This is a genomic window from Phenylobacterium sp. (genome assembly GCF_004799395.1).
Lineage (GTDB): Bacteria > Pseudomonadota > Alphaproteobacteria > Caulobacterales > Caulobacteraceae > Phenylobacterium.
Window position 1 is genome coordinate 1 of record NZ_SSMZ01000076.1, and the last position, 21932, is coordinate 21932.

The window sequence follows — 21932 nt, forward strand, 5'->3', positions numbered from 1 at the left end:
GTAGTTGTCCACGTGCGACGTGCCCGGCATCTCCCAGATGCGGAGCTTGTCGCTGTCCGGCTGTTGCGCCGCCCAGAAGCCGGAGAGGCCGGAGCCGATCAGGTCGGTCTCCGAGATCAGGGTCATCACCGGCACGCGCAGGTTTGGTCGCATCAGCACGCCCGTCGGTCCCTTGGCGTTGGGCCCGCCACGCATGGCCGCGGTCTCCGGCGCCGGCGCGCCGCCGAATCGCGAGTGGATGTAGAAGCCGTCGTAGACCCGGGCGATCGGGTCGATGGCGTCGACGTAGGTGGTCATGAACACCGCCGACTGGGACTCGCCGGTGGCCAGCACATGCTTGGGTGTCAGCGGCCCCAGCACCTTGCCGTGCTTCACCGCCTCGCCGGCCTGGCTGAAGATGTCGAAGGAGAAGCCATCGCCGGGGTGGACGAGCGTCCCGTAGCGCGCGGGATTGGCTTTCTTCAGCGGCATGCCGGCGCCGCCCAGGCTCTGGCCGCCCTCGACGCCGACCTTCTGGGCCGAGACGCCGACATAGGCCATGCCTGAGCGCAGCATCTCGCGGTGGCTGTAGGTCCAGTCCGGGCCCGCATCGAGGCCGCCGGTGACGTTCAGCCATTCGACCGCGACCGTACCGTTGAAGGCCTTGGAATCCTTGGGGCGAACCACGACGATGCGGGTGGCGTAGGGGGCGGCGGCCGCGGGCTCGGCGGTCCAGGCGCCGTCCGGCGTGGGATCGCCCTTCAGCTTGTAGGAGGTCGCCGTCCCGGAGATGAAATACTCCTCGACCACATAGCCCAGCGCGCCGAGGTCGAAGGCGCCCAGGCCGAGGAACGGAGAGCCGGCCGCCGGCGCCGGCTGGATGGCCGGCAAGGTGGCGGCCACCGCGCTGAAGGTCGACAACCCCAGCGTCAGGCCAACCGCCATGGCCGCGAACTTGGTCTTGCCTTCAGACATGCTCGTTCCCCCCGCTCGCGTATCTTGCGCCGGGCGTCTGGGCCGACGATGCGATTGCGCGGACCCTAGACCGATCCCGGCGCGCTGAACATGATCTCGCGCCGGCGTGGCGTCCCCTGGGGCGCGGGCTTGCCCAGTCGCGCGCGATGCTGTCCGCTGGCGCCAGGACCCCCTGCCGCAAGGACCCCCCGATGAGCGCGATCCTGTTCACCAACGCCACCCTGTTCGACGGCGTGGGTCCGGACCTCGCGCGCGGCGCGCAAGTGCTGGTGGCGGACGGGGTCATCCAGGAGGTCTCCGACGGGGCCCTTAAGCCCGCGGGCGGCGCCGAGGTGATCGACCTGGGCGGCCGCACCCTGATGCCGGGGCTGATCGACGCCCACGTGCACGTCTGGGCCACGGACCTCGACATCCTGAAGCTGATCACCCGGCGGACGGAGTACCTGGCGGCCTTCGCCTACCGCTCGCTGGCCGCCATGTTGGACCGCGGCTTCACCACCGTGCGCGACGCCGGCGGCACGGACGTGGCCTATGTGCAGGCGCTGGCCGATGGCCTCGCGGTCGGGCCGCGCCTGCTGCACTCCGGCCGCATGCTCACCCAGACGGGCGGTCACGGCGACTTCCGCAGGCCGGGCGAGTTCTCCTGCGCCTGCGAACTGCGCGGCGGTGGGGCCGATCGCTTCGTCCATGTGGTCGACAGCCCCGATGAGGTGCGCAAGGCCGTGCGCGAGGAGCTCCGGCAAGGCGCGCACCAGATCAAGATCATGGGCTCGGGCGGCGTCGCCAGCCCCTCCGACCCCATCGACCGCCTGCAGTTCAGCGACGCCGAGATCAGCGCCGCCGTGGAAGAGGCCGGACGCCACGGCGCGTATGTGATGGCCCACTGCCATCCGCCCGAAGCGATCCGCCGCTGCGCCGAGCTCGGCGTCCGCTCCATCGAGCACGCCACCCTGATCGACCAGGACGGGGCCGACGCCGTGGCCGCGAACGGCGCCTTCGTGGTGCCGACGCTCGCGACCATCTGGGCGCTCCTGGAAGACGGGGCGAAGCTCGGCCTGCCGCCGGCCAGCCAGGAGAAGCTGAAGCAGGTGGCCGGCGGGGTGCTCCAGGGCCTGCAGGTGATGCGCCGCTCGGACCTGAAGGTGGGCTTCGGCACCGATCTCCTGGGGGCCCAGCAGGACCGGCAGGGCACCGAGTTCGCGCTGCGCGCCCAGGTGTTCTCGCCGCTGGAGATCCTGCGCCAGGCCACCAGCATCAACGCCGAACTGCTGCGCCTGGACGACCGCGTCGGCCGCGTCGCCCCGGGCTACGCCGCGGACCTGATCGTCGTCGACGGCGACCCGCTCGCCGACATCGCCTGCCTGGGCCAGGGCGGCGCGAACCTGCCCGTCATCCTGCAGGCCGGTCGGTTCCACAAGCGCGCGATCTGATGTTGGCCTCCCAGGCCGGCGGGCAGGCGTGTGGATGGCCCTGATCCCGATCCGTCGCGGGGTCCGCCCGGGCGCCCATCAAGAATGTGCACTTGATAACGCCGATCGTCGGTCCAGAATTCCCGGCCTCGCCACGCCGGCGGGATCTCAAAGGGGGCTGATCATGCTGCGGTTGAAGATTGCCACGGGCGCGCTAGCCCTTTCGTTTGTCATGGCCGGGGGGGCTTTCGCGGCCGACGCGCCCGCCGCCGCGCCGGCGGCCGCGGCGCCGAGCGACAAGGCCCAGATCGAGGGGCTGGAGAAGGGGTTCATCGCCGCCTTCAACGCCAAGAACACCAAGAAGGTGATGACCTACTACGCCCACCAGGGCCTGTTCGTGTTCGACGTCACCCCGCCGCGCGAATACGTCGGCTGGGCGGCCTACAAGAAGGACTTCGACGATCTTTTCGCGGCTTTCCCCGGGCCGGTCAGCATGAAGATCTCCGACGTCAGCATCACGGTCGTGGGAGAGGTGGCCTATGGCCACAGCATCCAGCACGGGGACTTCACCGCCAAGGACGGGACCAAGGTCGAGCTCGTCGTGCGGGTCACCGACGTCTACCGCAAGATCGACGGCAAGTGGCTGATCGTCCAGGAGCACGTCTCGATCCCCGTGGACCTCGGCACGATGAAGCCGGACCCGCTTTCCAAGCCCTAGCGGGGCTTGTCGGGCGTCCCGGGTTCATCGACCGGGGCTCATGGAGCCTGCGGGCCCGCGATGCGTTTGGCCTGCGAGCGGGGGCTCGTCCACTGTGAGCGTTAGCCAATGTACAGTTCTGAGTTCGCCGCCCGCTATGAGCGGATCATGGTCCTGGTGGGCGCGGCCCTGGTCGTGATCGCCGGAACCGTCGGCGCAGCCCTGCTGGGATTCGCCGGGCACGGCGCTCACTGAGGTTCGATTCGGGCGCGCGGGCTCCTCGCGCGCCGCGAGCGGGATCCCAGCGCCGTCGCCGGCGCGTGGATCCCGGCCGCGTCTAGGGCCGTCGGACCTATTTCCCGACCACCAGGATCGAGAACGAATCCGGCAGCATCGGACCGCGGCGCGGCCGGGGCGGCGGGGCGTCGGGGGCCGGCGGGGGGGCCGGCGGCGGCGAGCCGAACTCGGCGGTGATCAGCAGGACGTGGCCGGTCTTCGCATCGAGCGTCAGCGTCTTGGCGCCGACCGCGGTCTGGAGGGTCTGTTCGACGGTGAAGCTGGTCGGGCTCAGTTCCTTGATGACCGTCAGGGTGCCGTCGGCCTGCGAGCTGAAAGCCTCCCGGGTGGCCGGATTGAACGTCGCGCCATCGACGCCGACGCCGATCGGCAGGACCGACAGGATCTTGCCGGTCTCGGAATCCAGCATGGCCATCACCGCGGGGTTGCGGCAGGCGACAAAGAGGACGTGGTTCTTCACGTCGAAGGCCAGGCCGGCGGGCGTGCCGCATTTGCCGTCGAGGCCGTAGACGCCGGTCTTGGTCATCGTCTTGGCATCGACGACGGCCACCTGATCCTTGTCCTCCACGTCGATGTAGAGATGGCCCTTGCCGTCGCTGACCGCCTGTTCCGGCGCGCCGCCGATGTCGAGCGTCCCAGCGACGGAGCCGTCGCGGGCGTCGATGGCGGTGACGTTGGGGGCGCTGTGGCTGAGGATGTAGACCCGCTGGCTGGCCGGGTCGCCGAGGATGCCGTCGGGGTTGCCCTGCACCTCGACCGGCTTGGCGGGCGCCAGGGTCTTGGCGTCCCACATCACCACCGGCCGGCTGCTGGTGAAGCCGTGACCGGACTTGGAGTCCACCGCCGCGCCATGTCCGGGGGCATTGGCGATCTCGCCGAGCGGGGCCAGGGTGTCGAGGTCGAAGACCGTCACGCGCCCGGTCGGGCCCTGGCGCGGCACGTAGAGCTTGCGGCCCGGCGTGTCGGCGTAGACGTAGTCGAACCCGCCATCGCCGCCGACCTTGACCGTCTTAAGCAGCTTGTAGGGTCCAGCCGCCGGTTGGGCTGCGGCCGTCTGCGCGATCAAGCCGATCGCCAGCGCGCAGGCCGCCAAAATGAATCGCATCGCAGGAGCTCCCCAAATGTCTACGGTTGGTCCGCGTAGATCTTCACTAGCTTGTAGAGGAAGTCGCGGCCTTCGTAGAGCGAGGTCACGCCGATCCGCTCGTTGAGGCCGTGGATGCGGCCCAGGTCCGGCTCGTAGAACAGGCCCTGGACGCCATAAGTCGGAATGCCCCCGGCGGTCAGCGCCTTGCCGTCCGTGGCGCCGGCCTGAAGGATCGGCACGACGGGGATGCCCGGCCACATCTCGGCGGAAACCTTTTCGATCGGGCCCATCACCTGGGGGGTCAGCGGCGGGGCGGGCGCCTCGCCGCGCGGGCCGGCGACCGCGGTCTTCGACACGCTGACCTGCGGATCGGCGATGATCTCGACCAGCTTGTCGCGCACGGCGTCGCGGCTGACGCCCGGGAAGATGCGGCAGTTGATGTTGGCCGTGGCGCGCTGCGGCAGGGCGTTCTGGGCGTGGCCGGCGGAGAGCATGGTGGCCACGCAGGTTGTGCGCAGCATGGTGTGCAGGCCGGGGTCCTTCGACAGCAGGGCGTCGGCCTTGGCGTCCTTCGGATTGGCCACGAGCGCGGTCATGGCCGCGCCCTGCTCGCCGCCGACCACCTTGGACATCTTCGAAAGGTAGGCGCCGTTGGCGTCGTTGATCATCACCGGGAACTCGTAGCCGCGGATCTTCTCCAGGGCGTCGGCCAGGCGGTAGATGGCGTTATCCGGCACCGGGCGCGAGGAGTGGCCGCCGGGGTTGGTGACCTCGAGGGTGAAGCTCTGCGAGGTCTTCTCGCCGGCCTCGATGGTGTGGGCGATGCGCTTGCCGTGGTCGTCGAGCTGGCCGCCGGCGCCTTCGTTGAGCGCGAACTCCGCGTCGATCAGGTCGCGCTTGTTCTGCACCAGCCAGGAGGCGCCGTTGAACGGCGCGCCGCCTTCTTCGCCGCAGGTCAGCGCCATCTTGATGGTGCGCCTGGGGTGGAAGCCCTCGGTCTTGTAGCGGACCAGGGTGTCGACCCAGATCGAAGCCTGGGCCTTATCGTCGGCGGCGCCGCGTCCGTAGAAGTAGCCGCCTTCTTCGACGAGGGTGAAGGGATCGCGCGTCCAGTCCTCGCGCTTGGCCTCGACCACATCGATGTGGGCCAGGAGCAGGATGGCCTTCGCCTTCGGGTCCGTGCCCGGATAGACGGCGACCAGGCCGCCGTTCTTCGGCAGCTCCGGCGTGAAGAAGATGGTCAGGTCCTTGTCCGGGAAGCCGGCGGCCTTGAGGTGCGCGGCCATCTTCTGGGCCGCGAGCGTGCAGTCGCCCACCGAGGCGGTGGTGTTGGTCTCCACCAACTCCTTGTAGAGGGCCCGGAAGGCGACCTGGTCTGGCCGCGTCTGGGCTCCCGCCGTGGTCGTGACGAGCAGGGCCGTGGCCGCGACGAACGCGGTGGCGAGCTTGAACATGAGTAACCCCCGATAACCTGTGGCGGGGACTATTTCAGGCGGGCGGCGGCACGGCAAGTTGAACGCCGCCAGCTTGACCTTTCGGCGGCCTGGCGCGCTTCTTATGCGAATATTATGCAGGAGATCGGCGATGCGGATCTGCGTCCTCGCGCTCACGGCCGGCGCCGCCCTGGCCCTGACGACGCCGGCGTTCGCCCAGATGGGCCTCGGCTCGATTCCAAGCCAGAACCAGTACCAGTACATCCCAGACGAACTGGGCTTTCCCCCAGGCTATGTGAAACAGGTCACGGCGCTCAGCTACAGGGTGCTTGAGACCAAGGCTGAGGACGGCGGCAGGCTGACCCCCGAACACGCCGCCAGCCTGCAGCAGGAGTTGGACGCGTTGAATCGCGAGTTTCATGTCAGGCCGCCTTTCCGCATCCGGTCGGAGTAGCCTTCAAGGTGCGCTGACGCGAAGGCGTTTGCCCTCACGGCTCCGGCGGCAGAAAATGCTGCGAACAGTGGGAGCGGGCTTTTGCGGGACGGCGTCGAACAAACCTATCCGGACCATCCACGTCCGAAGCTGACCTATCCCTTCGAGCACGGTCCCAAGACCGGCGAGGCGGTCGATGTGGCGCCCGGCGTGAAGTGGCTGCGGATGCCGCTGGGCGGGGCGCTGGCGTTCATCAACGTCTGGGCGATCGAGGAAGCCGGCGGTTGGGCGATCGTCGACACCGGCATGGGCGGCACGGCGACGCGCGACGCCTGGCGCGCGGCGTTCGCGGGTCCGCTGGCCGGCAAGCCGGCGAGCCGGGTCTTCGTCACCCACATGCACCCCGACCACATCGGCATGAGCGGCTATCTGACCCGCAAGTTCGACGCCAAGCTGTGGATCACCCGGCTCGAGTTCATGACCTGCCGCTCGCTGGCCGCCGACACCGGGCGCGAGGCGCCGGCCGATGCGATCGCCTTCTTCAAGGCCGCCGGCTGGGATGAGGACGCGCTCGAGCACTACAAGGCCCGGTTCGGCGGGTTTGGCCGCGGGTTGCATGCGCTTCCGGACAGCTTCCATCGGCTGAACGACGGCGACGAGATCGTGATCGGCGGGCGGACGTGGCGGATCGTGGTGGGCTCCGGCCACAGCCCCGAGCACGCCTGCCTATACTGCCCCGAACTGAAGCTGATGATCTCGGGCGACCAGGTGCTGCCGCGGATCTCCTCCAACGTCTCGGTGTTCCCGACCGAGCCCGATGGCGATCCCCTGACCGACTGGCTGACCTCGCTGGCGCGGATCAAGACGAAGATCCCCGACGAGGTGCTGGTGCTGCCGGCCCACAACGACCCGTTCCACGGTCTGCATGCGCGCATCGACCACCTGATCGGCGGCCATGAGCGGGGTCTGAAGCGCCTGCACGACCTGATCGCCGAGCCCAAGCGGGTGGTCGACGTCTTCCATGTGCTGTTCCGCCGGACCATCGACCAGAACCTGCTGGGCCTGGCGACAGGCGAGAGCCTCGCCCACCTCAACTGCCTGATCGCCCGCGGCCAGGCGGTGCGCACGCGCGACGACAAGGGCGTCGACTGGTACCGGGCGGCGGCCTAAAGCCTTACCGGTCAATCTTCGAAAGGGACCCCATGAGCCTCTCCGGCAAGACCCTGTTCGTCACCGGCGCCAGCCGCGGCATCGGCCTGGCCATCGCGCTGCGCGCCGCGCGCGACGGCGCCAACGTCGCCATCGCCGCCAAGACCGCCGAGCCGCACCCGAAGCTGCCGGGCACGATCTACACGGCCGCCAAGGAGATCGAGGACGCCGGCGGCAAGGCCCTGCCGCTGATCGTCGACGTACGCGAAGAGGCCTCGGTGCTGGCCGCCGTCGAGGCGACGGTCGCCAAGTTCGGCGGCATCGACATCTGCGTGAACAACGCCTCGGCGATCTCGCTCACCGGCACGTTGGCCACCGACATGAAGCGCTATGACCTGATGAACCAGATCAATGCGCGCGGCACCTACCTCACCTCCAAGGCCTGCATCCCGCACCTCAAGGGCGCGGCCAATCCGCATGTGCTGATGCTGTCGCCGCCGCTGGACATGAACCCCCGGTGGTTCGCCGGGCACACGGCCTATTCGATGGCCAAATTCGGCATGAGCATGTGCGTGCTGGGCATGGCCGCGGAGTTCAAGGCCGACGGCGTCGCCTTCAACGCGCTGTGGCCGCGCACCGGCATCGCCACAGCCGCGATCAAGTTCGCCCTGGCCGGCGACGAGGGGCTGCGCCACTGCCGCACGGTGGAGATCATGGCAGACGCCGCCCACGCGATCTTCGAGAAGCCGGCGAAGGAGTTCAGCGGCAACTTCCTGATCGACGACAGCTTCCTCTACGGCGAGGGCGTCCGCGACTTCGATCAATACAAGGTCGATCCGACCCAGACGCTGATGCCCGATTTCTTCGTGCCGGAGTCCAGCAAGCCGCCGCCCGGCGTGGTCATCGGCGAGGGGAGCCTGGCGCCCGCATGAATGCTCCGCAGCCGCCCATCTCAGCCAAGGTCTCGGTTCGCGTCGCCTCGTCCGGCGACGCCCCGCTGATCCTGGAATTCATCAAGGCCCTGGCCGAATACGAACGGCTGGCTCACGCCGTGGAGGCCACCGAGGCCGACATCCGCCGCGACCTGTTCGGCGAGAACCCGCGCTGCTTCTGCGACATCGCCGAGGCCGACGGCAAGCCGGTGGGCTTCGCGCTGTGGTTCTACAACTACTCGACCTTCCGCGGGCGGGCGGGGATCTACCTCGAAGACCTGTTCGTAAAGCCCGAGGCGCGCGGCCTGGGCGCGGGCAAGGCCTTGCTGCGGCGTCTGGCGCAGCGCTGCATGGACGCCGACCTGGGCCGGCTGGAATGGTCGGTGCTCAATTGGAACACCCCGGCCATCGAATTCTACGACAGCCTCGATGCGGCCGCGATGGAGGAATGGACGGTGCGCCGACTCTACGGGGAGGCGTTGCAGAATCTCGCCGAATCCTGAGGAAAGACCCATGAGCGCCCCGCCGATCACCGTGATGACCGCCAGCCCCGCGGAGGAGGCCGCGATCCGCGCCGCGGTTCGGGCGGCGGAAGGGCGGCTGGTCGCCGGGCCCGAGCACGTGGGGGGGCTTCTGGCGCTGTTCCTCGACCCGCAGGTGTCCGACCCGATCTATGATCTGCCCCGCCCGTTCACCCGCGAAAGCGTCGCCGCCTGGGTGGCGGAGAGCGAGGCCCTGCGCCAGGAGGGCCGCTGCATCCTGAGCGTCAATCCGGATGGGGCAGGCGCCGTGGCCGGCTATTCGCGGATCACGGTCTGGCCGGAGCGGTCGTCCGGCGAGCTGGCCGGCGCGCGGCGCGCCGATCTCCAGAACAGCGGCGAGGGGCGCCGCGGCGTGGCGCAGTCCATCGCCTGGATGTTCGAAGTGCTGGGTCTGCGCCTGATCGGCCTGACCGCGGCGCTCGACAATGTCCGCTCGGCCAAGGCCATCGACGCGGCCGGCTTCCGCCGGATGGGCGAGGTGGAGACCGTGCGTCCGGACGGCGCGACGCGGCGCTCGCTCTACTGGGAACTGACACGGGGCGAGTGGGAGCGCATGCATCGGCTCTAGGGATGCGGCGTCAGGGGAACTCGCCGGGGATCGATCCGACCGCTCGCGACGTTAGCGCTGCGTTGGCGCGACGCGCCCCGTGAAGGAACCCGATATGGACCCCAAGACCACCGCACTTCTTGGCGCCGCCGCGGCGCTCACCGCCCTGCCTGCGCTGGCCGCGCCCGCCAGCCAGGCTTCGGCTGTCCCCGTGGCCGCCTCGTATTCTGAACTGCTGACCCCCATTCCGAACGCCGTCGAGCGTCTCAAGCTCGCCGACGCCGAGTGGCAAACACAACAACCTCGACTGATCGAGGCCCAGTATGTTGCGCACCACCACCACCATCATCACCAGCCGCGCCACAGCCGGCGGTGGTACCTGCGGAATGGCTACGCTTGGACCAATGGAGCCTGGGTGCTTCGGCCCCGCGCGCACCATCACCACCACAACAACTACTAGCGGTGTTGCGGCGGCCGCGTCTCGACGCGGCCGCCGTTCGCCACGCGGGGCCTAGCGACCCTGATCACGGGCCTTTACGGCCCGGAACAGGTGGCGGTACGTGCCGTCGAAGATCGTGTCCGTACTGGAAAGCCAGCGCGAGCCCTCCGCCAGGCCGTCGCGGCTCGCCGCCAGGCGCCGCGCGCTCAATTCCCGCGTCGCCGCTTCCTCTTCCGTCATCGGTTGGAGGTCCAGGTCGGGGTCGGCGGGCAGGGCGATGATGCTCAGGAAGGGTTCCCCCTTGCGGAACACGTGGGTCACGCCCGGCGGCGGCACCTTGAAGATGCAGAAGAACATCATCGGCCACCATTCACTGCGGATCAACGCCGGTACGGCGAGGGGCGTCGTGTTGCTTGCGTCGGTGAAGTAGCGCGGGTGCGGCTCGGTGCGGATGGCCCAACCGGCGGGAACCTCCAGGTCCAACGAGATCTGATAGGAATAATAGTCATCCCCGAAGCTCCGGAAGGGCGGCCACATCAGGTCGTCGGGCGGCTCGCCCCAGTCCGCATCGAGCTCCACGCCCTGGGCCGACTTGGTGACGCGCAGCTCCTCGTCGAAGGGGTAGGGCACCTCCACGCCATATCGCGCGCTCTCGGAGAAGGGCGTGCAGTGCCAGGGCTGTTCGTGGCTGCCGTCCGCGCGCGGCTGGGGCGCGCCGCCCCAGCCTGGTATGGCCAGCTGGATCGGCTGGGGCGCCGGACGTGCGCCGTGGAGTCGGTACTTCACGATTGGCATGGGCTCATCACTCGGGCGAGACGCGGGTCAGGGTCCGGTGGGCGGCGCCGGGGGCCTCAGCCAGGTCATCCGCCACAGGACGGGGCGCCCGTCGAACTGGTGCTTTAGCGCCCCCGCGACGTGCAGCGCCCAGTTCACGACGAAGATCCAGACCAGGATGTAGACGTGGAAATGCTTGAGCGCCTGGCGGGTCGCCTTGGGCGCCGGGTTTCCGGTGATCGCGTTGACGCCCGGCAGGTGAGGCCATGTCAGGCCCCAGAACGAGATGGGGTGGTTGCCCAGCGAGACCAGCGCCCAACCGCTGAGCGGCATCACCAGCATCAGCACGTAGAACATGAAATGGACGGCCCCGGACAACACGCGCTCCCACCTGGGCATGTCCGCCGGCAGGGGCGGCGGCCTGTGGGTCAGGCGGATGGCGATGCGCGCCAGCACCAGGATCAGGATCGTCAGCCCGAGCGAGATGTGGATGCTCTCCGCCAGCGCCTGGTTGGGCGTGTGGTCCGGCAGCACCTCGTTCATGATCCAGCCGAGCGCGAGCTGCGCCAGAAGCAGCGCCGCAATCGTCCAATGCAGCCATATGGCGGCGGTGGTGTAGCCGACCCCGGCCGAAGGAGGCGCAACCGAGGGGCGCGCCGACGGACTTGAATAGCTGCGGTCCGTCACCCTGTTCCCCTCGATATGGTCAAGTCTGACGGGAACGCTCCAAGAGCGATTCAGTTCGGGGAACCGTTTGGGCCACCGGGGTGGCCCGTCCGGTGGAGCCTTGCGGGCGTCCTTCGGGTGGACGCGAAATCGGCGGCGGTCCGGCGTCAGCCGGTCATCACCGCGCTGGACCGCCGAACGAGACGACGGTGGGCTCATAGAGGGAATCGTCCGCCGCGCCGGCGCGCAGGAAGGTCGAGATCAGCCGGTCGAAGGCTTTCGGTTGATCGCTGCGCCAGCCGTCGTGGCCCTCGCCTCGCAGAATGACCAGATGGCCGTTGGGAAGTTGCGGCAGCAGCTCGCCCTGCACGTAGCGCAGCGGCGTCGAGGCATCGAGGTCGCCGTTTACCAGCAACGTCGGCGTCGGGTCCCGGGCCGCCCTGGCGAAGCCTGGCGGCGGCGGTTCGACCGGCCATCCCTGGCAGGTAGCGAAGAGGATCAGGTCCAGCGGCGATCCGAACGACGTCGCCGTCGGAACCCGGGCCGGCGCGAAGGCGGCGTCCTTCGGATCGCAGTCGGCGCCGGCCTTGCCGGCCGCCTCGCCCCAGACGAAGGCATGCGGCACCATCAGGTCGTAGGACCGCGACATGGCGAGGAGGCCCGCGGCATCGCCCTTTTCCGCTGCGATCAGTGTGCGGAACAACTGGATTGAGGACGGCCGGTTCATCAGCTGGAAAAAGGCCGCCACGCGGATCCGGTCCATGTCGAGTTTCTGGCCCTGGGTCTCGAAGTCCGCCCGCGACAGGACTGCCATCGTGGTCCGGGCGAGATCGGGCGTCTGGGCGCCGCACCAGGCGTCGGCGGCGCAAAGTCGCGCATAGGCCGCAACGATCGCGTCGTTTGCCTGCGGGAACCAGCGGAAGTGGCCGGGCGGGTTCGCACCCAGCATCACCGAGCGGCTCACCACCCGCGGATGCAGGCGGGCGTAGTACTGCTCGATGCGGGTGCCGAAGCTGGCGCCGATCAGGTTGATGGATCGAATGCCGAGCGCGTTGCGGAGATCCTCGTCGTCGGCCACGACGTCGACCATCCGGTACATCTTCAGATCGACGCCGGCGGCGGTGAGCCGCCCCGCGCAGGCCTTCGACGCCGCCGTGATCGCCGCCCGCGTCTCGCCGCCCAGCGGATGCGCGCCGCCCACCGCTTTGGCGACCTCGGGACAGTCGAGCGGCTGCAGATCGTCGACGCCGCGATAGCCGACCATGTAGACGTCGTGCGCCTGGAACACGCTCGGCGCCTCGACGCCGTACTGCAGGTTGGTCGCACCGGGCCCGCCCTGGAAGTAGAACAGCGGCGGCAGCGTCGTGGGCTTCAGGGCCGGGAGCCTCACCACCGGCAGCGCCAGCAGGCGCCCCTTGGGCTTGGCGCGGTCCTCGGCGACGACCAGCGTCCCGCATTCCGCCGCATCGGTTCCGCGGCTGGCGAGGCCGGTGAACCGGCAGGGCCTGAAGCCGGTGAACTGGCCCGCCACAGCCCCCGCCGGCATGGCGAGTTCGTAGTCGTGGACCCGGCCGGCCGCCACCGAGGAGGTCGCGGTGGCAAGGGCGGCCGCTGCTATCGCGCCAAGTCGGCAAAGCCGTTCGAACATCTCTCAACCCCAGCTTCCCAATCCCAGGGAGCTAGCGGCCGAACGCTGATCGGCGGCAAGTTAAGTCGAGGTAATGAGTCCTGGCGGTGGTCCCCCCTTCCCGCAGAGCGGGAAGGGAAAGGGCGGCCTACGCCGGTTGCTTCGCCGGCTGGGCGCCCGCCATGGGCGCGCGGTTCAGGTCGAAGAACTTGGGCGCCATCTGGGGAACGGCTTCCGACAGGATGGATTCCACCGTCCAGCTTTCGCCCTCTGGCTTGGTGCAGGTCACGATGGGCCGGGGCTGCGAGTAGAGGATGATGTTCTCGCCCGACGAGCCGAAGATCTGGCCGGAGACGTTGGCGGCGGCCGGGGTGACCATGGCCACCGAGAAGCGGGCCGGCTGGTCGGCGCGGACCTTCTCGGCCATCACCGCGCGGCGGGCCGCGGCGGCTTCGTCCTTGATCGGCACGGACTGGGTCATCCGCGTCCAGGCGACCGGCGCCAGGCAGTTGGCGCGAACGTTGTTGCGCGCGCCTTCCATGGCGATGATCCGCGAGAGGCCGGCGATGCCCATCTTGGCCGCACCGTAGTTGGCCTGGCCGATGTTGCCGAACAGGCCCGAGGTCGAGGTGAAGAACATGTAGGCGCCGTCGTTCTGTTCGCGGAACAGCTCGATGGTGGCGCGCGCCACGTTGAAGGAGCCGCGCATGTGGACCTCGATCACCTGGTCCCAGTCGCGCTCGGTCATCTTGTGGAACATCACGTCGCGCAGGATCCCCGCCGGATTGATCACCGCATGAAGGCCGCCGAAGGCCTTCTTGGCCTGCTCGACCATGCCGTAGACGGCGTCCAGGTTGGTGACGCTGTCGGAGTTGGAGACGGCCTCGCCGCCGGCGGCGCGAATCTCTTCGCAGACCTTCTCGGCCGGGCCGGAGGAGCCTTCGTCGTCGCCCTTGAGGCCCGCGCCCAGGTCGTTGACCACGACCTTCGCGCCTTCCTGTGCGGCGATCAGCGCGCAGTCGCGCCCGATGCCGTTGCCGCCGCCTGTAACCAGGACCACTTTTCCGTCTAACGCGCCCATCGGCCAATCTCCCTAAATTTATGGGAGGACAGTTATTCGAGGCGGTCCGCCTTGCGCAAGGCGGGAAACAGGCCCGCCCAGGCGCCGGTGACGATCAGCGCGCCGATCCCGCCGAACAGGGCTGCGCCGATGGGCCCCAGGAACCGCGCCACCACACCGCTCTCGAACTCGCCAAGTTCGTTAGAGGCGCCGATGAAGACCGATGAGACGGCGGCCACCCGGCCGCGCATGGCGTCCGGCGTCACCAACTGCACCAGGGTCTGGCGGACATAGACGCTCAGCATGTCTGCGCCACCCAGGACGGCCAGCGCGATCACCGACAGCGCCAGATTGCGGGAAAGCGCGAAGACGCAGGTCGCCGCGCCGAAGACCGCCACGCCGCCGAACATGAAAAGGCCCGCCCTGCTGCGGATCGGATTGGCGGCGAGCATCAGGGCCACGATGGTGGCGCCGACGGCCGGGCTGGAACGCAGGATTCCGAACCCTTGGGCGCCGATGTGCAGGATGTCGCGGGCGAACACCGGCAGGAGCGCAGTCGCCCCGCCCAGCAGCACCGCGAAGAGATCCAGCGAGATCGCCCCGAAGACGATCTTCTGGTTCCAGACGTAGCGCAGGCCCTCCTTCATCAGCGCCCAGCGCGAGCCCGGATTGACCACCGGCTGGCCGCTTCTGCGGATGAGCAGGACCGCAAGGGCCGCTACGAGGTAAAGCCCGAAGGTCGTGACGTAGGCGTCGGTGACGGAGATCGCGACCAGCACGCCGCCGGCGGCCGGGCCGATGATCGAGGCGGTCTGCCAGGCGAGCGAATTCCAGGCGATGGAGCGCGGCAGCAGCGCGCGCGGCACCAGCATGGGCCCCAGCGCCGTGCTGGCCGGGGAGAAATAGGCGCGCGCGGCGCCGAACAGGAAGGAGATGCCCAGCAGCATGGGCACGGTGACGATGCCGCGCCAGGTCGTGAAGGCCAGGATCGCCACAGTGGCGATCTCGCCGGCCCAGCAGGCCAAAAGCACCTTCTTGCGGTCGTGGCGGTCGGCGGTCTCGCCAGCGGGCAGGGTGAGCAGGAAGACCGGCACGAAGGCCGCCAGCCCGATCATGCCGACCAGGAAGGCGCTTTCCTTCACCGAGTGGGTGTGCCGGGCGATGGCGTACATCTGCCAGCCCATGGCCACGCTCTGGATCTGGGCCGCGAAGCCGCCGGTCCAGCGCGAGATCCAGAACAGGACATAGTCGCGCTCATTCAGCAGCGCGCGGGCCGAGGGGATGGGCAGGGGAACGGTCTCGGCCATGGGAGGCGCGAACCTGCCCGCAGTCGCGGCTCATCGCAACGTTGACCTGAGCCGTCATTGGCCCTATTTGCGCCGGCCTCGACCCCGATCGGGTCCCACGGGCTTGGCGCCATGCGACAACTTCGACGAACCGGACGAGCGCGCTGCACCTCCTGATCCGCGTCCGGACCGCGCCCGCGCGCGGCCGGGCTTTCGTCGTCCCGCTGTCGAGTTTCCGCACATGACCGCTCAACCCGCAGCGCCGCTCCCGGTGCTGACCCTGCAATCCGAACGGCCGCAAGACGGCCCCCTGGTCGATGCCCTGATCGAGCGCGCCTTCGGCCCCGGCCGCTACGCCAAGGTCTCCGAGCGGGTGCGCGAGTTCGCGACCTTCGCGGCCGAGATGTCGGTGTGCGCCTGGAGCGGCCAGCGCCTGCTGGGCTGCGCGCGCATGTGGCATGTCCGCGTAGGCGGCCGGCGGGTGATGTTCCTGGGCCCCTTCGCCGTGGAGCTGGGCGAGCGCAACGCCGGCTTCGGCGCGCGGATGATCAACCGAGCCTGCGAGGACGCCGCCGCCGCCGGGGAGACCCATGTGGTGCTGGTGGGCGACGAGCCCTACTTCAGCCGGGTGGGTTTCGCCGCAGCGGCGGGCCGGGCGGTGATCATGCCGGGGCCGGTGGACCAGCGTCGGGTGCTGGTCCGCGCGCTGACCGCCGACGCCGGCGAGCTTGCGGGTCCGATCCAGCCCGCTTGAGGCGGCCGGCGGGCGCGCCTACCTTCCCGGGCATGGCGGACGAGGCGGTAAGACCCGGATTGGAAGGCGTGCTCGCCGCAGCCCAATCCCTTGCGGACAAAAAGCAGGCGCCGGGCCGCGGCTTGCCGCCGGTGCACCTGTGGAACCCGCCGCACTGCGGCGAGATCGACATCGTCATCCGCAAGGACGGCGTCTGGTTCCACGAGGGCACGCCGATCGGCAGGGAGGCGCTGGTGCGCCTGTTCTCCACTGTCCTGCGCAAGGACCCCGACGGCATCCACCTGGTGACGCCCGTCGAGAAGATGAAGATCACCGTCGAGGACGCGCCGTTCATCGCCACCCGGGTCGACCGGATCGGCGAGACGCTGAAGTTCCTGACCAACGTCGGCGACGAGGTCGAGGCGGGGCCGGAGAACTACGTCCGCGTGGAGATGGGCCCGGACGGCGAGCCCCGGCCCTATCTGCATGTGCGGCGCGGCCTGGAGGCGCTGATCGCGCGGCCGGTGTTCTACGAGCTGGTGGAGCTTGCCGAAGAGCGCGAGACGGCGGACGGGCCGACGCTGGGCGTGGCGTCGAACGGCGCCTGGTATCCGGTCGGCCCTGCGCGGGCGCATCAACTGTGAGCTCGCCCCCATGAGCTTGAGGGGCGGGCGCGGCGACCTGCGCGACTGGATCGGGGATCACCTGGATCCGCTGGAGGCGCACGCGCCGGCGGGCGGCGCCGTCGCCTCCGACTTCGATCTTTCCAAGGCCTATGGGCCCGACGAGGTCGACAATCCGCTGACGCCGGCGGCGGTGCTGATCGCGCTGGTGGAGCGCGACGCGGGCCTGTCGGTGATCCTGACGCGCCGGGCCGACACGCTTCGCCGCCACACCGGCCAGATCGCGCTTCCCGGCGGGCGACGCGATCCGGGCGAGGCGCCCTGGCAGACGGCGCTGCGCGAGGCGCATGAGGAGATCGGGCTGGAGCCGGCCTACGTTTCACCGGTGGGCCTGTCGACGCCCTACCGGACCGGGACCGGCTATCTGATCACGCCCGTCGTGGGCTTTGTGCGGCCGGGCTTCAGCCTGACGCCCAATCCCGATGAAGTGGCGGAGATCTTCGAGACGCCGTTCGGCTTCCTGATGGACCCGGCGAACCTCGAGGAGCACGAGCGGGCGTTGCCGAACGGAGAGACCCGGCGCTTCTACGCCTATACCCACGAGGACCGGTTCATCTGGGGCGCCACGGCGGGCATGCTGCGCGCGCTCTACGACCGGCTCTATGGAGCCGCCGTTGCCTAGGGTCGTCCTCATCCGGCTGTTGCTGGTGGCCGTGCCGTTCGTGGTCTGGTTCATCTGGAGCGCCTGGGCCCGGCGGACCGGGCGGGCGATGGGCTCGACGCCCTATGCCTGGCTGCTGGCGGCGGGCGCGTTGCTGGTGGGCCTGTCGCTGGCCGCCACGGTGGTCTTTCACTCCGACAACCGGCGCGAACGCTATGTGCCGGGCGAGGTCCGCGCCGACGGCTCGGTGAGCAAGGGCTATTTCACGCCGGCGCCGGTCTCGCCTAAGACGGCGCCCAGATGAGCGAGACGATCGGCCAGCGCCCGTGGATGACCGCCGCCGACACGGCGGCGGTGCTGGACGCCCTGGAGGCGGCCGGCGGGCTGGACTGCGCCCGGTTCGTGGGCGGCTGCGTGCGCAACACCCTGCTCGGTAAGCCCGTCAGCGACCTGGATATCGCCACGCGGCTGACGCCGGATGAGGTGACGGCGGCGCTGAAGGCGGCGGGACTAAAGGCCGTGCCCACCGGCGTCGAGCACGGCACGGTGACGGGGGTCAGCGGCGGCAAGCCCTTCGAGATCACCACCCTGCGCCGCGACGTGGCGACGGACGGGCGCCGCGCGGTGGTGGCCTTCACCGACGATTGGGCGGAAGACGCCGGGCGGCGGGACTTCACCCTCAACAGCCTCTATGCGCGCCGCGACGGGACCCTGTTCGATCCCACGGGCCACGGGATCGCCGACGCGCGGGCCGGGCGGATCGTCTTCGTGGGCGAGGCCGAGGAACGGGTGCGCGAGGACTACCTGCGCATCCTGCGGTTTTTCCGCTTCTTCGCCTGGTACGGCTCCGAGCCGCCGGACGCCGCGGCCTTGGCCGCCTGCGAGGCCCTGCGCGGCGAACTGAAGACCCTGTCGGCCGAGCGGGTCTCCAAGGAGCTCCTGAAGCTCCTGGCCGCCGACGATCCCAGGCCCGCCGTGGCGCTGATGGCGCGGACCGGCGTGCTGGGCGAGGTGCTGCCGGCGCCCATCGACCTGGCGCGCTTCGAGGGCATGGTGACCCTTGAGGACGAGACCCTGTTCGAGACCGAGCCCCTGCTGCGCCTGGCGGCCCTGCTGCCCGACGATCAGCTGGGCGCCGTGAAGTTCTCCGAGGCCTTGCGGCTCTCCAACGCGGAACGTGACCGGCTGGCCGCGGCCCTGGCGCCCACGCCGGAGTTCAAAAGCTGGATGAGTCCGCGCGAAATCCGGCGCACCCTCTATCGCCTGGGCGCCCAGCCCTTCCGCGACCGGGTCAAGCTCGCCTGGGCGCGGGCCGCGCGCACGGCGACCACGCCGCAGTGGCGCGGCATGATCGCGCTGGGGGAAGGCTGGAGCCCGCCCGCGTTTCCGCTGACCGGCGACGACGTCATCGCCGCCGGCGCGCCCAAGGGCCCTATGGTCGGCCGGGTGCTGCGCGAAGTCGAAGAGTGGTGGATCGACCACGACTTCATCGACGACAAGCTGTCGACGATCGAGAAGCTGAAGTCGGTGGTGCAGGGGATGGCGTTTTGAAGCTCGGCATCCTTAAGACCGGCCGCCCGCCGTCGCCCTGCATCCCGCTCTATGGGACCTATCCGGACATGTTCCGGCATCTGCTGGGCGAGGAGGCCTATGGGTGGCGGACCTATGCGGCCGACGAGGGCGAGCTGCCGGCCAGTCCGAGCGAGTGCGACGGCTATCTGATCACCGGGTCGTCGGCGGGGATCTATGAGGACCTGCCGTGGATTGCGCCCGCGGAGGAGTTCCTGCGGGCGGCGAAGGGGAAGTCGGCGCTGGTCGGCGTCTGCTTCGGCCATCAGCTGATGGCGCACGCCTTCGGGGCCGAGGTGATCAAGTCGCCGAAGGGCTGGGGCGTGGGCGAGCACGAGTACCGGGTGCTGATCCGCGAGCCCTGGATGGACAGCGACGCCCCGATCCGCCTGCCGGCCTCGCACCAGGACCAGGTGGTGAGCCTGCCGCCGGGGGCCGAGGTCTTCGCCGCCAGCGACTTCACGCCCTTCGCGGGCCTGGTCTGGCCGGACGCGCGGGCCCTGTCGATCCAGCCGCACCCGGAGTTCGAGCCGGCCTACGCCATCGACCTGATCGAGCATCGGCGCGACGCGGTCTACCCCAAGGACCAGGCCGACCGGGCGGTGGCCAGCTTCGAGGCGCCGGACGACCGCGCGCGGGTCGGCCGCTGGATCGCGAATTTCCTCAAGGTCGCAACATAGGCGCAAGGTCCGGGGTTTAGGCGTCGAGAAGACCCCGGGGAAACCTATGGCGCCCTTGAAGTTCTTGATCGTACTGACGAGCGGCGCCGCGGCCCTGGCGGTGGGCCTGGGTGTCCAGTTTCAGGCCGAAGGCTCCGACCTGCTGGCGATGATCAGCAACGCGCTGAGCGGGATCGGCTAGGTCCAGGCCACCATCGGCGGCATGGAGGAGAGGATCGTCTCGATATTGCCGCCGGCCTTCAGGCCGAACATCGTGCCGCGGTCGTAAAGCAGGTTGAACTCCACATAGCGGCCGCGGCGCACCAGTTGCTCGGCGCGGTCTTCGTCGCCCCAGGGCTCGTCCATGCGGTGGCGCACGATCTTCGGATAGACGCCTAAGAAGGCCTCGCCCACCGCGCGGGTGAAGGCGAAGTCGGCTTCGAAGTCGCCGGTGTTCAGGCGATCGTAGAAGATGCCGCCCACGCCGCGCGTCTCGCCCCGATGCGGCAGGTAGAAGTACTCGTCGCACCAGGCCTTGAGCTTTTCGTAGCGGTCGGGGTCGAAGGGGTCGCAGGCATCGCGCATGGCCTTGTGGAACAGGACCGCGTCGTCGGCCTCCTGGCTGCGCTGCTCGGCCAGCATGGGGGTCAGGTCCGCGCCGCCGCCGAACCAGCTTTCCGCGGTCGACAGGAAGCGGGTGTTCATGTGGACGGTGGGCACGCGCGGTGACCGCGGGTGGACGATGAGGCTGATCGAGGCCGAGACGTAGGACGGGTCCTTGTCGGCGCCCGGCATGGTCTTGGCCATCTCCGGCGAGAAGCGCGCCGTGGCGGCCGAGGTGTGGACCCCGGCCTTTTCGAAGAGGCGGCCCTTGAAGTGGCCGCCGATCCCGCCGCCGACGCCAGTCTCCCGCGTCCAGGGGCGCAGGTCGAAGCGGCCGGGCGGATCGGGATAGAGCTCGGCGGGCGCCTCGTCCTCCAGGCGCTCCAGTTCGGAGATGATCCGGGTCTGCAGGTCCTCGAACCAGGCCTTGGCGCGGTCGCGGCGGGCGAGGATTTCGGGCGGAAGGCCCGCGGGCGGACTTGGGGGTTCGCTGGACATGGGTCTCTGCTAGCCGGTCGGGGCGGCGGTTGGGAAGCCATCGGTCTGCCGAAGGGCCTCGGAAAGGGCGATGGCGGCGCTGACCGTCAGGTTCAGCGACCGGGCGCCGCGCGCCAGCGGAATGAACAGGCGGTGATCGGCGGCTGCGTGGACGTCGTCCGGCGCGCCGGCGCTTTCGCGGCCGAACAGCAGGGTGTCGCCGGGCTCGAAGCGGAAGCCATGGAAATTGCGAGCGCCCTTGGTGGTGAAAAGCAGCAGCCGGCCCGCTTTCCGCTCGGGCGCGGCGAGGAAATCGGCCCATCCGGCGTGCCGCTTCATCTCGGCGAGAGCCCCGTAGTCCATGGCCGCGCGGCGCACGCCGGCGTCGGAAAGCGGGAAGCCGCAGGGCTCGATCACGTCTACAGGCACGTCCAAACAGGCGCCCAGCCGAAGTGCGGCGCCGAGGTTTTGCGGAATGTCCGGTTGAAAAAGGGCCAAACGCATTCTAAGCGAACCGCGACGGGTCAGGCTGGGGTTGAACGACGAATCGCGAAAGCGGCCTTGGGGGACGCAATCGGCGTTTCCGGCGGGCGTTTCCGGTAAGTGCGTTGTGTGCTGGCCCGTCGTGACTTTAAAGGCCTTATCAGAGCGTCTGGTAGGGTCCAAAGACATGGCGCTCCCGGTCGCTTTTTTGGGAGCCTCGAATGAAGGGTAGCTTTGGTGGCTGACACCGTCGCGGGCGCAAGTCCCGATCCGCATGCTTCGGGTGAGGACCCGAACCGTCGCGACTTCATCCATATCGCCGCCGGCGTCGCCGCGGTGGGCCTGGTCGGCGGTCTCGCCTGGCCGTTCATCGACCAGATGAACCCCGCCGGCGACACCCTGGCGCTGGCCTCCATCGAGGTCGATATATCCAAGGTCGTCGAAGGCCAGCAGATCGTGGTGAAGTGGCGCGGCAAGCCGCTGTTCGTCCGCTACCGCACGGCCAAGGAAATCGAAGCCGCGATCAAGGACGACCACGCCGACCTGCGCGATCCGCAGACCGACGAGAGCCGCCACAAGCCCGGCAAGGCGCAATATCTCATCCTGATCGGTGTCTGCACCCACCTGGGCTGCGTGCCGACCTTCGGCGGCGGCGACTACGGCGGCTGGCTCTGCCCGTGCCACGGGTCGGTCTACGACACCTCCGGGCGCATCCGCCGCGGTCCTGCGCCGCTGAACCTGGCGGTGCCGGACTACAGCTTCCTCTCCGACACCAAGGTCAAGGTGGGCTGA

General features: G+C 69.4%; 27 protein-coding genes. 17 read left to right on the forward strand and 10 right to left on the reverse strand.

Annotated elements, in window-relative coordinates:
* A partial coding sequence (locus E8A12_RS04965) for an alpha/beta hydrolase domain-containing protein (RefSeq protein ID WP_293366686.1) occupies window positions 1–954 on the reverse strand: 954 nt, incomplete at its 3' end.
* 191 nt (window positions 955–1145) lie between these two features.
* Here E8A12_RS04965 and E8A12_RS04970 point away from each other — a divergent pair.
* From E8A12_RS04970 to E8A12_RS04980, 3 genes are all read left to right on the forward strand, one after another.
* Window positions 1146–2384: an amidohydrolase family protein gene (locus E8A12_RS04970; protein ID WP_293366687.1), complete on the forward strand. Its 1239-nt coding sequence runs from the start codon at window positions 1146–1148 to the stop codon at window positions 2382–2384.
* 163 nt (window positions 2385–2547) lie between these two features.
* Entirely contained in the window at window positions 2548–3081 is a 534-nt protein-coding gene (locus tag E8A12_RS04975; RefSeq protein ID WP_293366688.1) for a nuclear transport factor 2 family protein, read from the forward strand.
* 108 nt (window positions 3082–3189) lie between these two features.
* Complete coding sequence (locus tag E8A12_RS04980; RefSeq protein ID WP_293366689.1) at window positions 3190–3315, forward strand: hypothetical protein; 126 nt, start codon at window positions 3190–3192, stop codon at window positions 3313–3315.
* A 97-nt stretch (window positions 3316–3412) separates the two neighbouring features.
* Here E8A12_RS04980 and E8A12_RS04985 read toward each other — a convergent pair whose 3' ends face one another.
* Both E8A12_RS04985 and E8A12_RS04990 read right to left on the reverse strand, forming a co-directional pair.
* The gene (locus E8A12_RS04985) at window positions 3413–4462 is read right to left on the reverse strand and encodes a hypothetical protein (RefSeq protein ID WP_293366690.1); all 1050 of its coding nucleotides are present in this window, start codon (window positions 4460–4462) and stop codon (window positions 3413–3415) included.
* 20 nt (window positions 4463–4482) lie between these two features.
* On the reverse strand, window positions 4483–5898 hold the full coding sequence (locus tag E8A12_RS04990; RefSeq protein ID WP_293366691.1) for a M20/M25/M40 family metallo-hydrolase: 1416 nt from the start codon (window positions 5896–5898) through the stop codon (window positions 4483–4485).
* Between the two features lie 130 nt (window positions 5899–6028).
* Between E8A12_RS04990 and E8A12_RS04995 the strand changes: the two genes are divergently transcribed.
* The 6 genes from E8A12_RS04995 to E8A12_RS05020 all read left to right on the forward strand — a co-directional run bounded on the left by E8A12_RS04995 (window position 6029) and on the right by E8A12_RS05020 (window position 9940).
* Window positions 6029–6331 (forward strand): hypothetical protein, encoded by a 303-nt coding sequence (locus E8A12_RS04995; RefSeq protein WP_293366692.1) that lies wholly within the window; start codon window positions 6029–6031, stop codon window positions 6329–6331.
* An 81-nt stretch (window positions 6332–6412) separates the two neighbouring features.
* Window positions 6413–7480, forward strand: a complete 1068-nt coding sequence (locus E8A12_RS05000; protein ID WP_293366694.1) for an MBL fold metallo-hydrolase — start codon at window positions 6413–6415, stop codon at window positions 7478–7480.
* A gap of 32 nt (window positions 7481–7512) precedes the next feature.
* Entirely contained in the window at window positions 7513–8391 is an 879-nt protein-coding gene (locus E8A12_RS05005) for an NAD(P)-dependent oxidoreductase (RefSeq protein ID WP_293366695.1), read from the forward strand.
* A complete protein-coding gene (locus E8A12_RS05010; protein ID WP_293366697.1) occupies window positions 8388–8894 on the forward strand; it encodes a GNAT family N-acetyltransferase in 507 nt (168 codons plus the stop codon). Before E8A12_RS05005 ends, E8A12_RS05010 begins: the two co-directional genes overlap by 4 nt.
* Before the next feature lie 10 nt (window positions 8895–8904).
* The gene (locus tag E8A12_RS05015) at window positions 8905–9501 is read left to right on the forward strand and encodes a GNAT family protein (RefSeq protein WP_293366698.1); all 597 of its coding nucleotides are present in this window, start codon (window positions 8905–8907) and stop codon (window positions 9499–9501) included.
* A gap of 94 nt (window positions 9502–9595) precedes the next feature.
* Window positions 9596–9940 carry a hypothetical protein gene (locus E8A12_RS05020; protein WP_293366699.1) on the forward strand — a complete coding sequence of 115 codons (345 nt, stop codon included), beginning with the start codon at window positions 9596–9598 and terminating at the stop codon, window positions 9938–9940.
* 51 nt (window positions 9941–9991) lie between these two features.
* Here the strand turns inward: E8A12_RS05020 and E8A12_RS05025 are convergent, their stop codons facing one another.
* The 5 genes from E8A12_RS05025 to E8A12_RS05045 all read right to left on the reverse strand — a co-directional run bounded on the left by E8A12_RS05025 (window position 9992) and on the right by E8A12_RS05045 (window position 15353).
* Window positions 9992–10705: a hypothetical protein gene (locus E8A12_RS05025; RefSeq protein WP_293366700.1), complete on the reverse strand. Its 714-nt coding sequence runs from the start codon at window positions 10703–10705 to the stop codon at window positions 9992–9994.
* A 36-nt stretch (window positions 10706–10741) separates the two neighbouring features.
* Complete coding sequence (locus E8A12_RS05030) at window positions 10742–11380, reverse strand: cytochrome b (protein WP_293366709.1); 639 nt, start codon at window positions 11378–11380, stop codon at window positions 10742–10744.
* A 157-nt stretch (window positions 11381–11537) separates the two neighbouring features.
* Entirely contained in the window at window positions 11538–13007 is a 1470-nt protein-coding gene (locus E8A12_RS05035; RefSeq protein WP_293366711.1) for an alpha/beta hydrolase, read from the reverse strand.
* A gap of 127 nt (window positions 13008–13134) precedes the next feature.
* Complete coding sequence (locus E8A12_RS05040; protein WP_293366712.1) at window positions 13135–14067, reverse strand: SDR family NAD(P)-dependent oxidoreductase; 933 nt, start codon at window positions 14065–14067, stop codon at window positions 13135–13137.
* 32 nt (window positions 14068–14099) lie between these two features.
* Complete coding sequence (locus E8A12_RS05045) at window positions 14100–15353, reverse strand: MFS transporter (RefSeq protein ID WP_293366713.1); 1254 nt, start codon at window positions 15351–15353, stop codon at window positions 14100–14102.
* 220 nt (window positions 15354–15573) lie between these two features.
* Between E8A12_RS05045 and E8A12_RS05050 the strand changes: the two genes are divergently transcribed.
* The 7 genes from E8A12_RS05050 to E8A12_RS05080 are packed head-to-tail and all read left to right on the forward strand — an operon-like array spanning window position 15574 to window position 19779.
* Entirely contained in the window at window positions 15574–16086 is a 513-nt protein-coding gene (locus tag E8A12_RS05050) for an N-acetyltransferase (protein WP_293366715.1), read from the forward strand.
* Window positions 16087–16118: 32 nt separating this feature from the next.
* Window positions 16119–16709 (forward strand): DUF1285 domain-containing protein, encoded by a 591-nt coding sequence (locus E8A12_RS05055; RefSeq protein ID WP_293366737.1) that lies wholly within the window; start codon window positions 16119–16121, stop codon window positions 16707–16709.
* A 10-nt stretch (window positions 16710–16719) separates the two neighbouring features.
* Window positions 16720–17370, forward strand: coding sequence for a CoA pyrophosphatase (locus tag E8A12_RS05060; protein ID WP_293366716.1), 651 nt, complete (start codon window positions 16720–16722; stop codon window positions 17368–17370).
* The gene (locus E8A12_RS05065; RefSeq protein ID WP_293366717.1) at window positions 17363–17653 is read left to right on the forward strand and encodes a hypothetical protein; all 291 of its coding nucleotides are present in this window, start codon (window positions 17363–17365) and stop codon (window positions 17651–17653) included. Before E8A12_RS05060 ends, E8A12_RS05065 begins: the two co-directional genes overlap by 8 nt.
* The gene (locus E8A12_RS05070) at window positions 17650–18900 is read left to right on the forward strand and encodes a CCA tRNA nucleotidyltransferase (RefSeq protein ID WP_293366718.1); all 1251 of its coding nucleotides are present in this window, start codon (window positions 17650–17652) and stop codon (window positions 18898–18900) included. The genes E8A12_RS05065 and E8A12_RS05070 overlap by 4 nt, the downstream gene beginning before the upstream one ends.
* Window positions 18897–19598 carry a type 1 glutamine amidotransferase gene (locus tag E8A12_RS05075; RefSeq protein WP_293366719.1) on the forward strand — a complete coding sequence of 234 codons (702 nt, stop codon included), beginning with the start codon at window positions 18897–18899 and terminating at the stop codon, window positions 19596–19598. Before E8A12_RS05070 ends, E8A12_RS05075 begins: the two co-directional genes overlap by 4 nt.
* A 55-nt stretch (window positions 19599–19653) precedes the next feature.
* Entirely contained in the window at window positions 19654–19779 is a 126-nt protein-coding gene (locus E8A12_RS05080) for a hypothetical protein (protein ID WP_293366720.1), read from the forward strand.
* Here the strand turns inward: E8A12_RS05080 and hemF are convergent.
* The gene (hemF, locus tag E8A12_RS05085) at window positions 19776–20678 is read right to left on the reverse strand and encodes an oxygen-dependent coproporphyrinogen oxidase (RefSeq protein WP_293366722.1); all 903 of its coding nucleotides are present in this window, start codon (window positions 20676–20678) and stop codon (window positions 19776–19778) included. The genes E8A12_RS05080 and hemF overlap by 4 nt on opposite strands.
* A gap of 9 nt (window positions 20679–20687) precedes the next feature.
* Window positions 20688–21161, reverse strand: a complete 474-nt coding sequence (locus E8A12_RS05090) for a tRNA (cytidine(34)-2'-O)-methyltransferase (RefSeq protein ID WP_293366723.1) — start codon at window positions 21159–21161, stop codon at window positions 20688–20690.
* A 216-nt stretch (window positions 21162–21377) separates the two neighbouring features.
* Between E8A12_RS05090 and petA the strand changes: the two genes are divergently transcribed.
* Complete coding sequence (gene petA, locus E8A12_RS05095) at window positions 21378–21932, forward strand: ubiquinol-cytochrome c reductase iron-sulfur subunit (protein ID WP_293366724.1); 555 nt, start codon at window positions 21378–21380, stop codon at window positions 21930–21932.

Coding starts and splice junctions, on each gene's coding strand:
- E8A12_RS05010 (WP_293366697.1), top strand. CDS start 8,388: ATGAATGCTCCGCAGCCGCCCATCTCAGCCAAGGTCTCGGTTCGCGTC.
- E8A12_RS04990 (WP_293366691.1), bottom strand. CDS start 5,898: ATGTTCAAGCTCGCCACCGCGTTCGTCGCGGCCACGGCCCTGCTCGTC.
- E8A12_RS05090 (WP_293366723.1), bottom strand. CDS start 21,161: ATGCGTTTGGCCCTTTTTCAACCGGACATTCCGCAAAACCTCGGCGCC.
- E8A12_RS05005 (WP_293366695.1), top strand. CDS start 7,513: ATGAGCCTCTCCGGCAAGACCCTGTTCGTCACCGGCGCCAGCCGCGGC.
- E8A12_RS05070 (WP_293366718.1), top strand. CDS start 17,650: ATGAGCGAGACGATCGGCCAGCGCCCGTGGATGACCGCCGCCGACACG.
- E8A12_RS05035 (WP_293366711.1), bottom strand. CDS start 13,007: ATGTTCGAACGGCTTTGCCGACTTGGCGCGATAGCAGCGGCCGCCCTT.
- E8A12_RS05020 (WP_293366699.1), top strand. CDS start 9,596: ATGGACCCCAAGACCACCGCACTTCTTGGCGCCGCCGCGGCGCTCACC.
- E8A12_RS04970 (WP_293366687.1), top strand. CDS start 1,146: ATGAGCGCGATCCTGTTCACCAACGCCACCCTGTTCGACGGCGTGGGT.
- E8A12_RS05055 (WP_293366737.1), top strand. CDS start 16,119: ATGGCGGACGAGGCGGTAAGACCCGGATTGGAAGGCGTGCTCGCCGCA.
- E8A12_RS04995 (WP_293366692.1), top strand. CDS start 6,029: ATGCGGATCTGCGTCCTCGCGCTCACGGCCGGCGCCGCCCTGGCCCTG.
- E8A12_RS05015 (WP_293366698.1), top strand. CDS start 8,905: ATGAGCGCCCCGCCGATCACCGTGATGACCGCCAGCCCCGCGGAGGAG.
- hemF (WP_293366722.1), bottom strand. CDS start 20,678: ATGTCCAGCGAACCCCCAAGTCCGCCCGCGGGCCTTCCGCCCGAAATC.
- E8A12_RS05060 (WP_293366716.1), top strand. CDS start 16,720: ATGAGCTTGAGGGGCGGGCGCGGCGACCTGCGCGACTGGATCGGGGAT.
- E8A12_RS04980 (WP_293366689.1), top strand. CDS start 3,190: ATGTACAGTTCTGAGTTCGCCGCCCGCTATGAGCGGATCATGGTCCTG.
- E8A12_RS04985 (WP_293366690.1), bottom strand. CDS start 4,462: ATGCGATTCATTTTGGCGGCCTGCGCGCTGGCGATCGGCTTGATCGCG.
- E8A12_RS05050 (WP_293366715.1), top strand. CDS start 15,574: ATGACCGCTCAACCCGCAGCGCCGCTCCCGGTGCTGACCCTGCAATCC.
- E8A12_RS05045 (WP_293366713.1), bottom strand. CDS start 15,353: ATGGCCGAGACCGTTCCCCTGCCCATCCCCTCGGCCCGCGCGCTGCTG.
- E8A12_RS05040 (WP_293366712.1), bottom strand. CDS start 14,067: ATGGGCGCGTTAGACGGAAAAGTGGTCCTGGTTACAGGCGGCGGCAAC.
- E8A12_RS04975 (WP_293366688.1), top strand. CDS start 2,548: ATGCTGCGGTTGAAGATTGCCACGGGCGCGCTAGCCCTTTCGTTTGTC.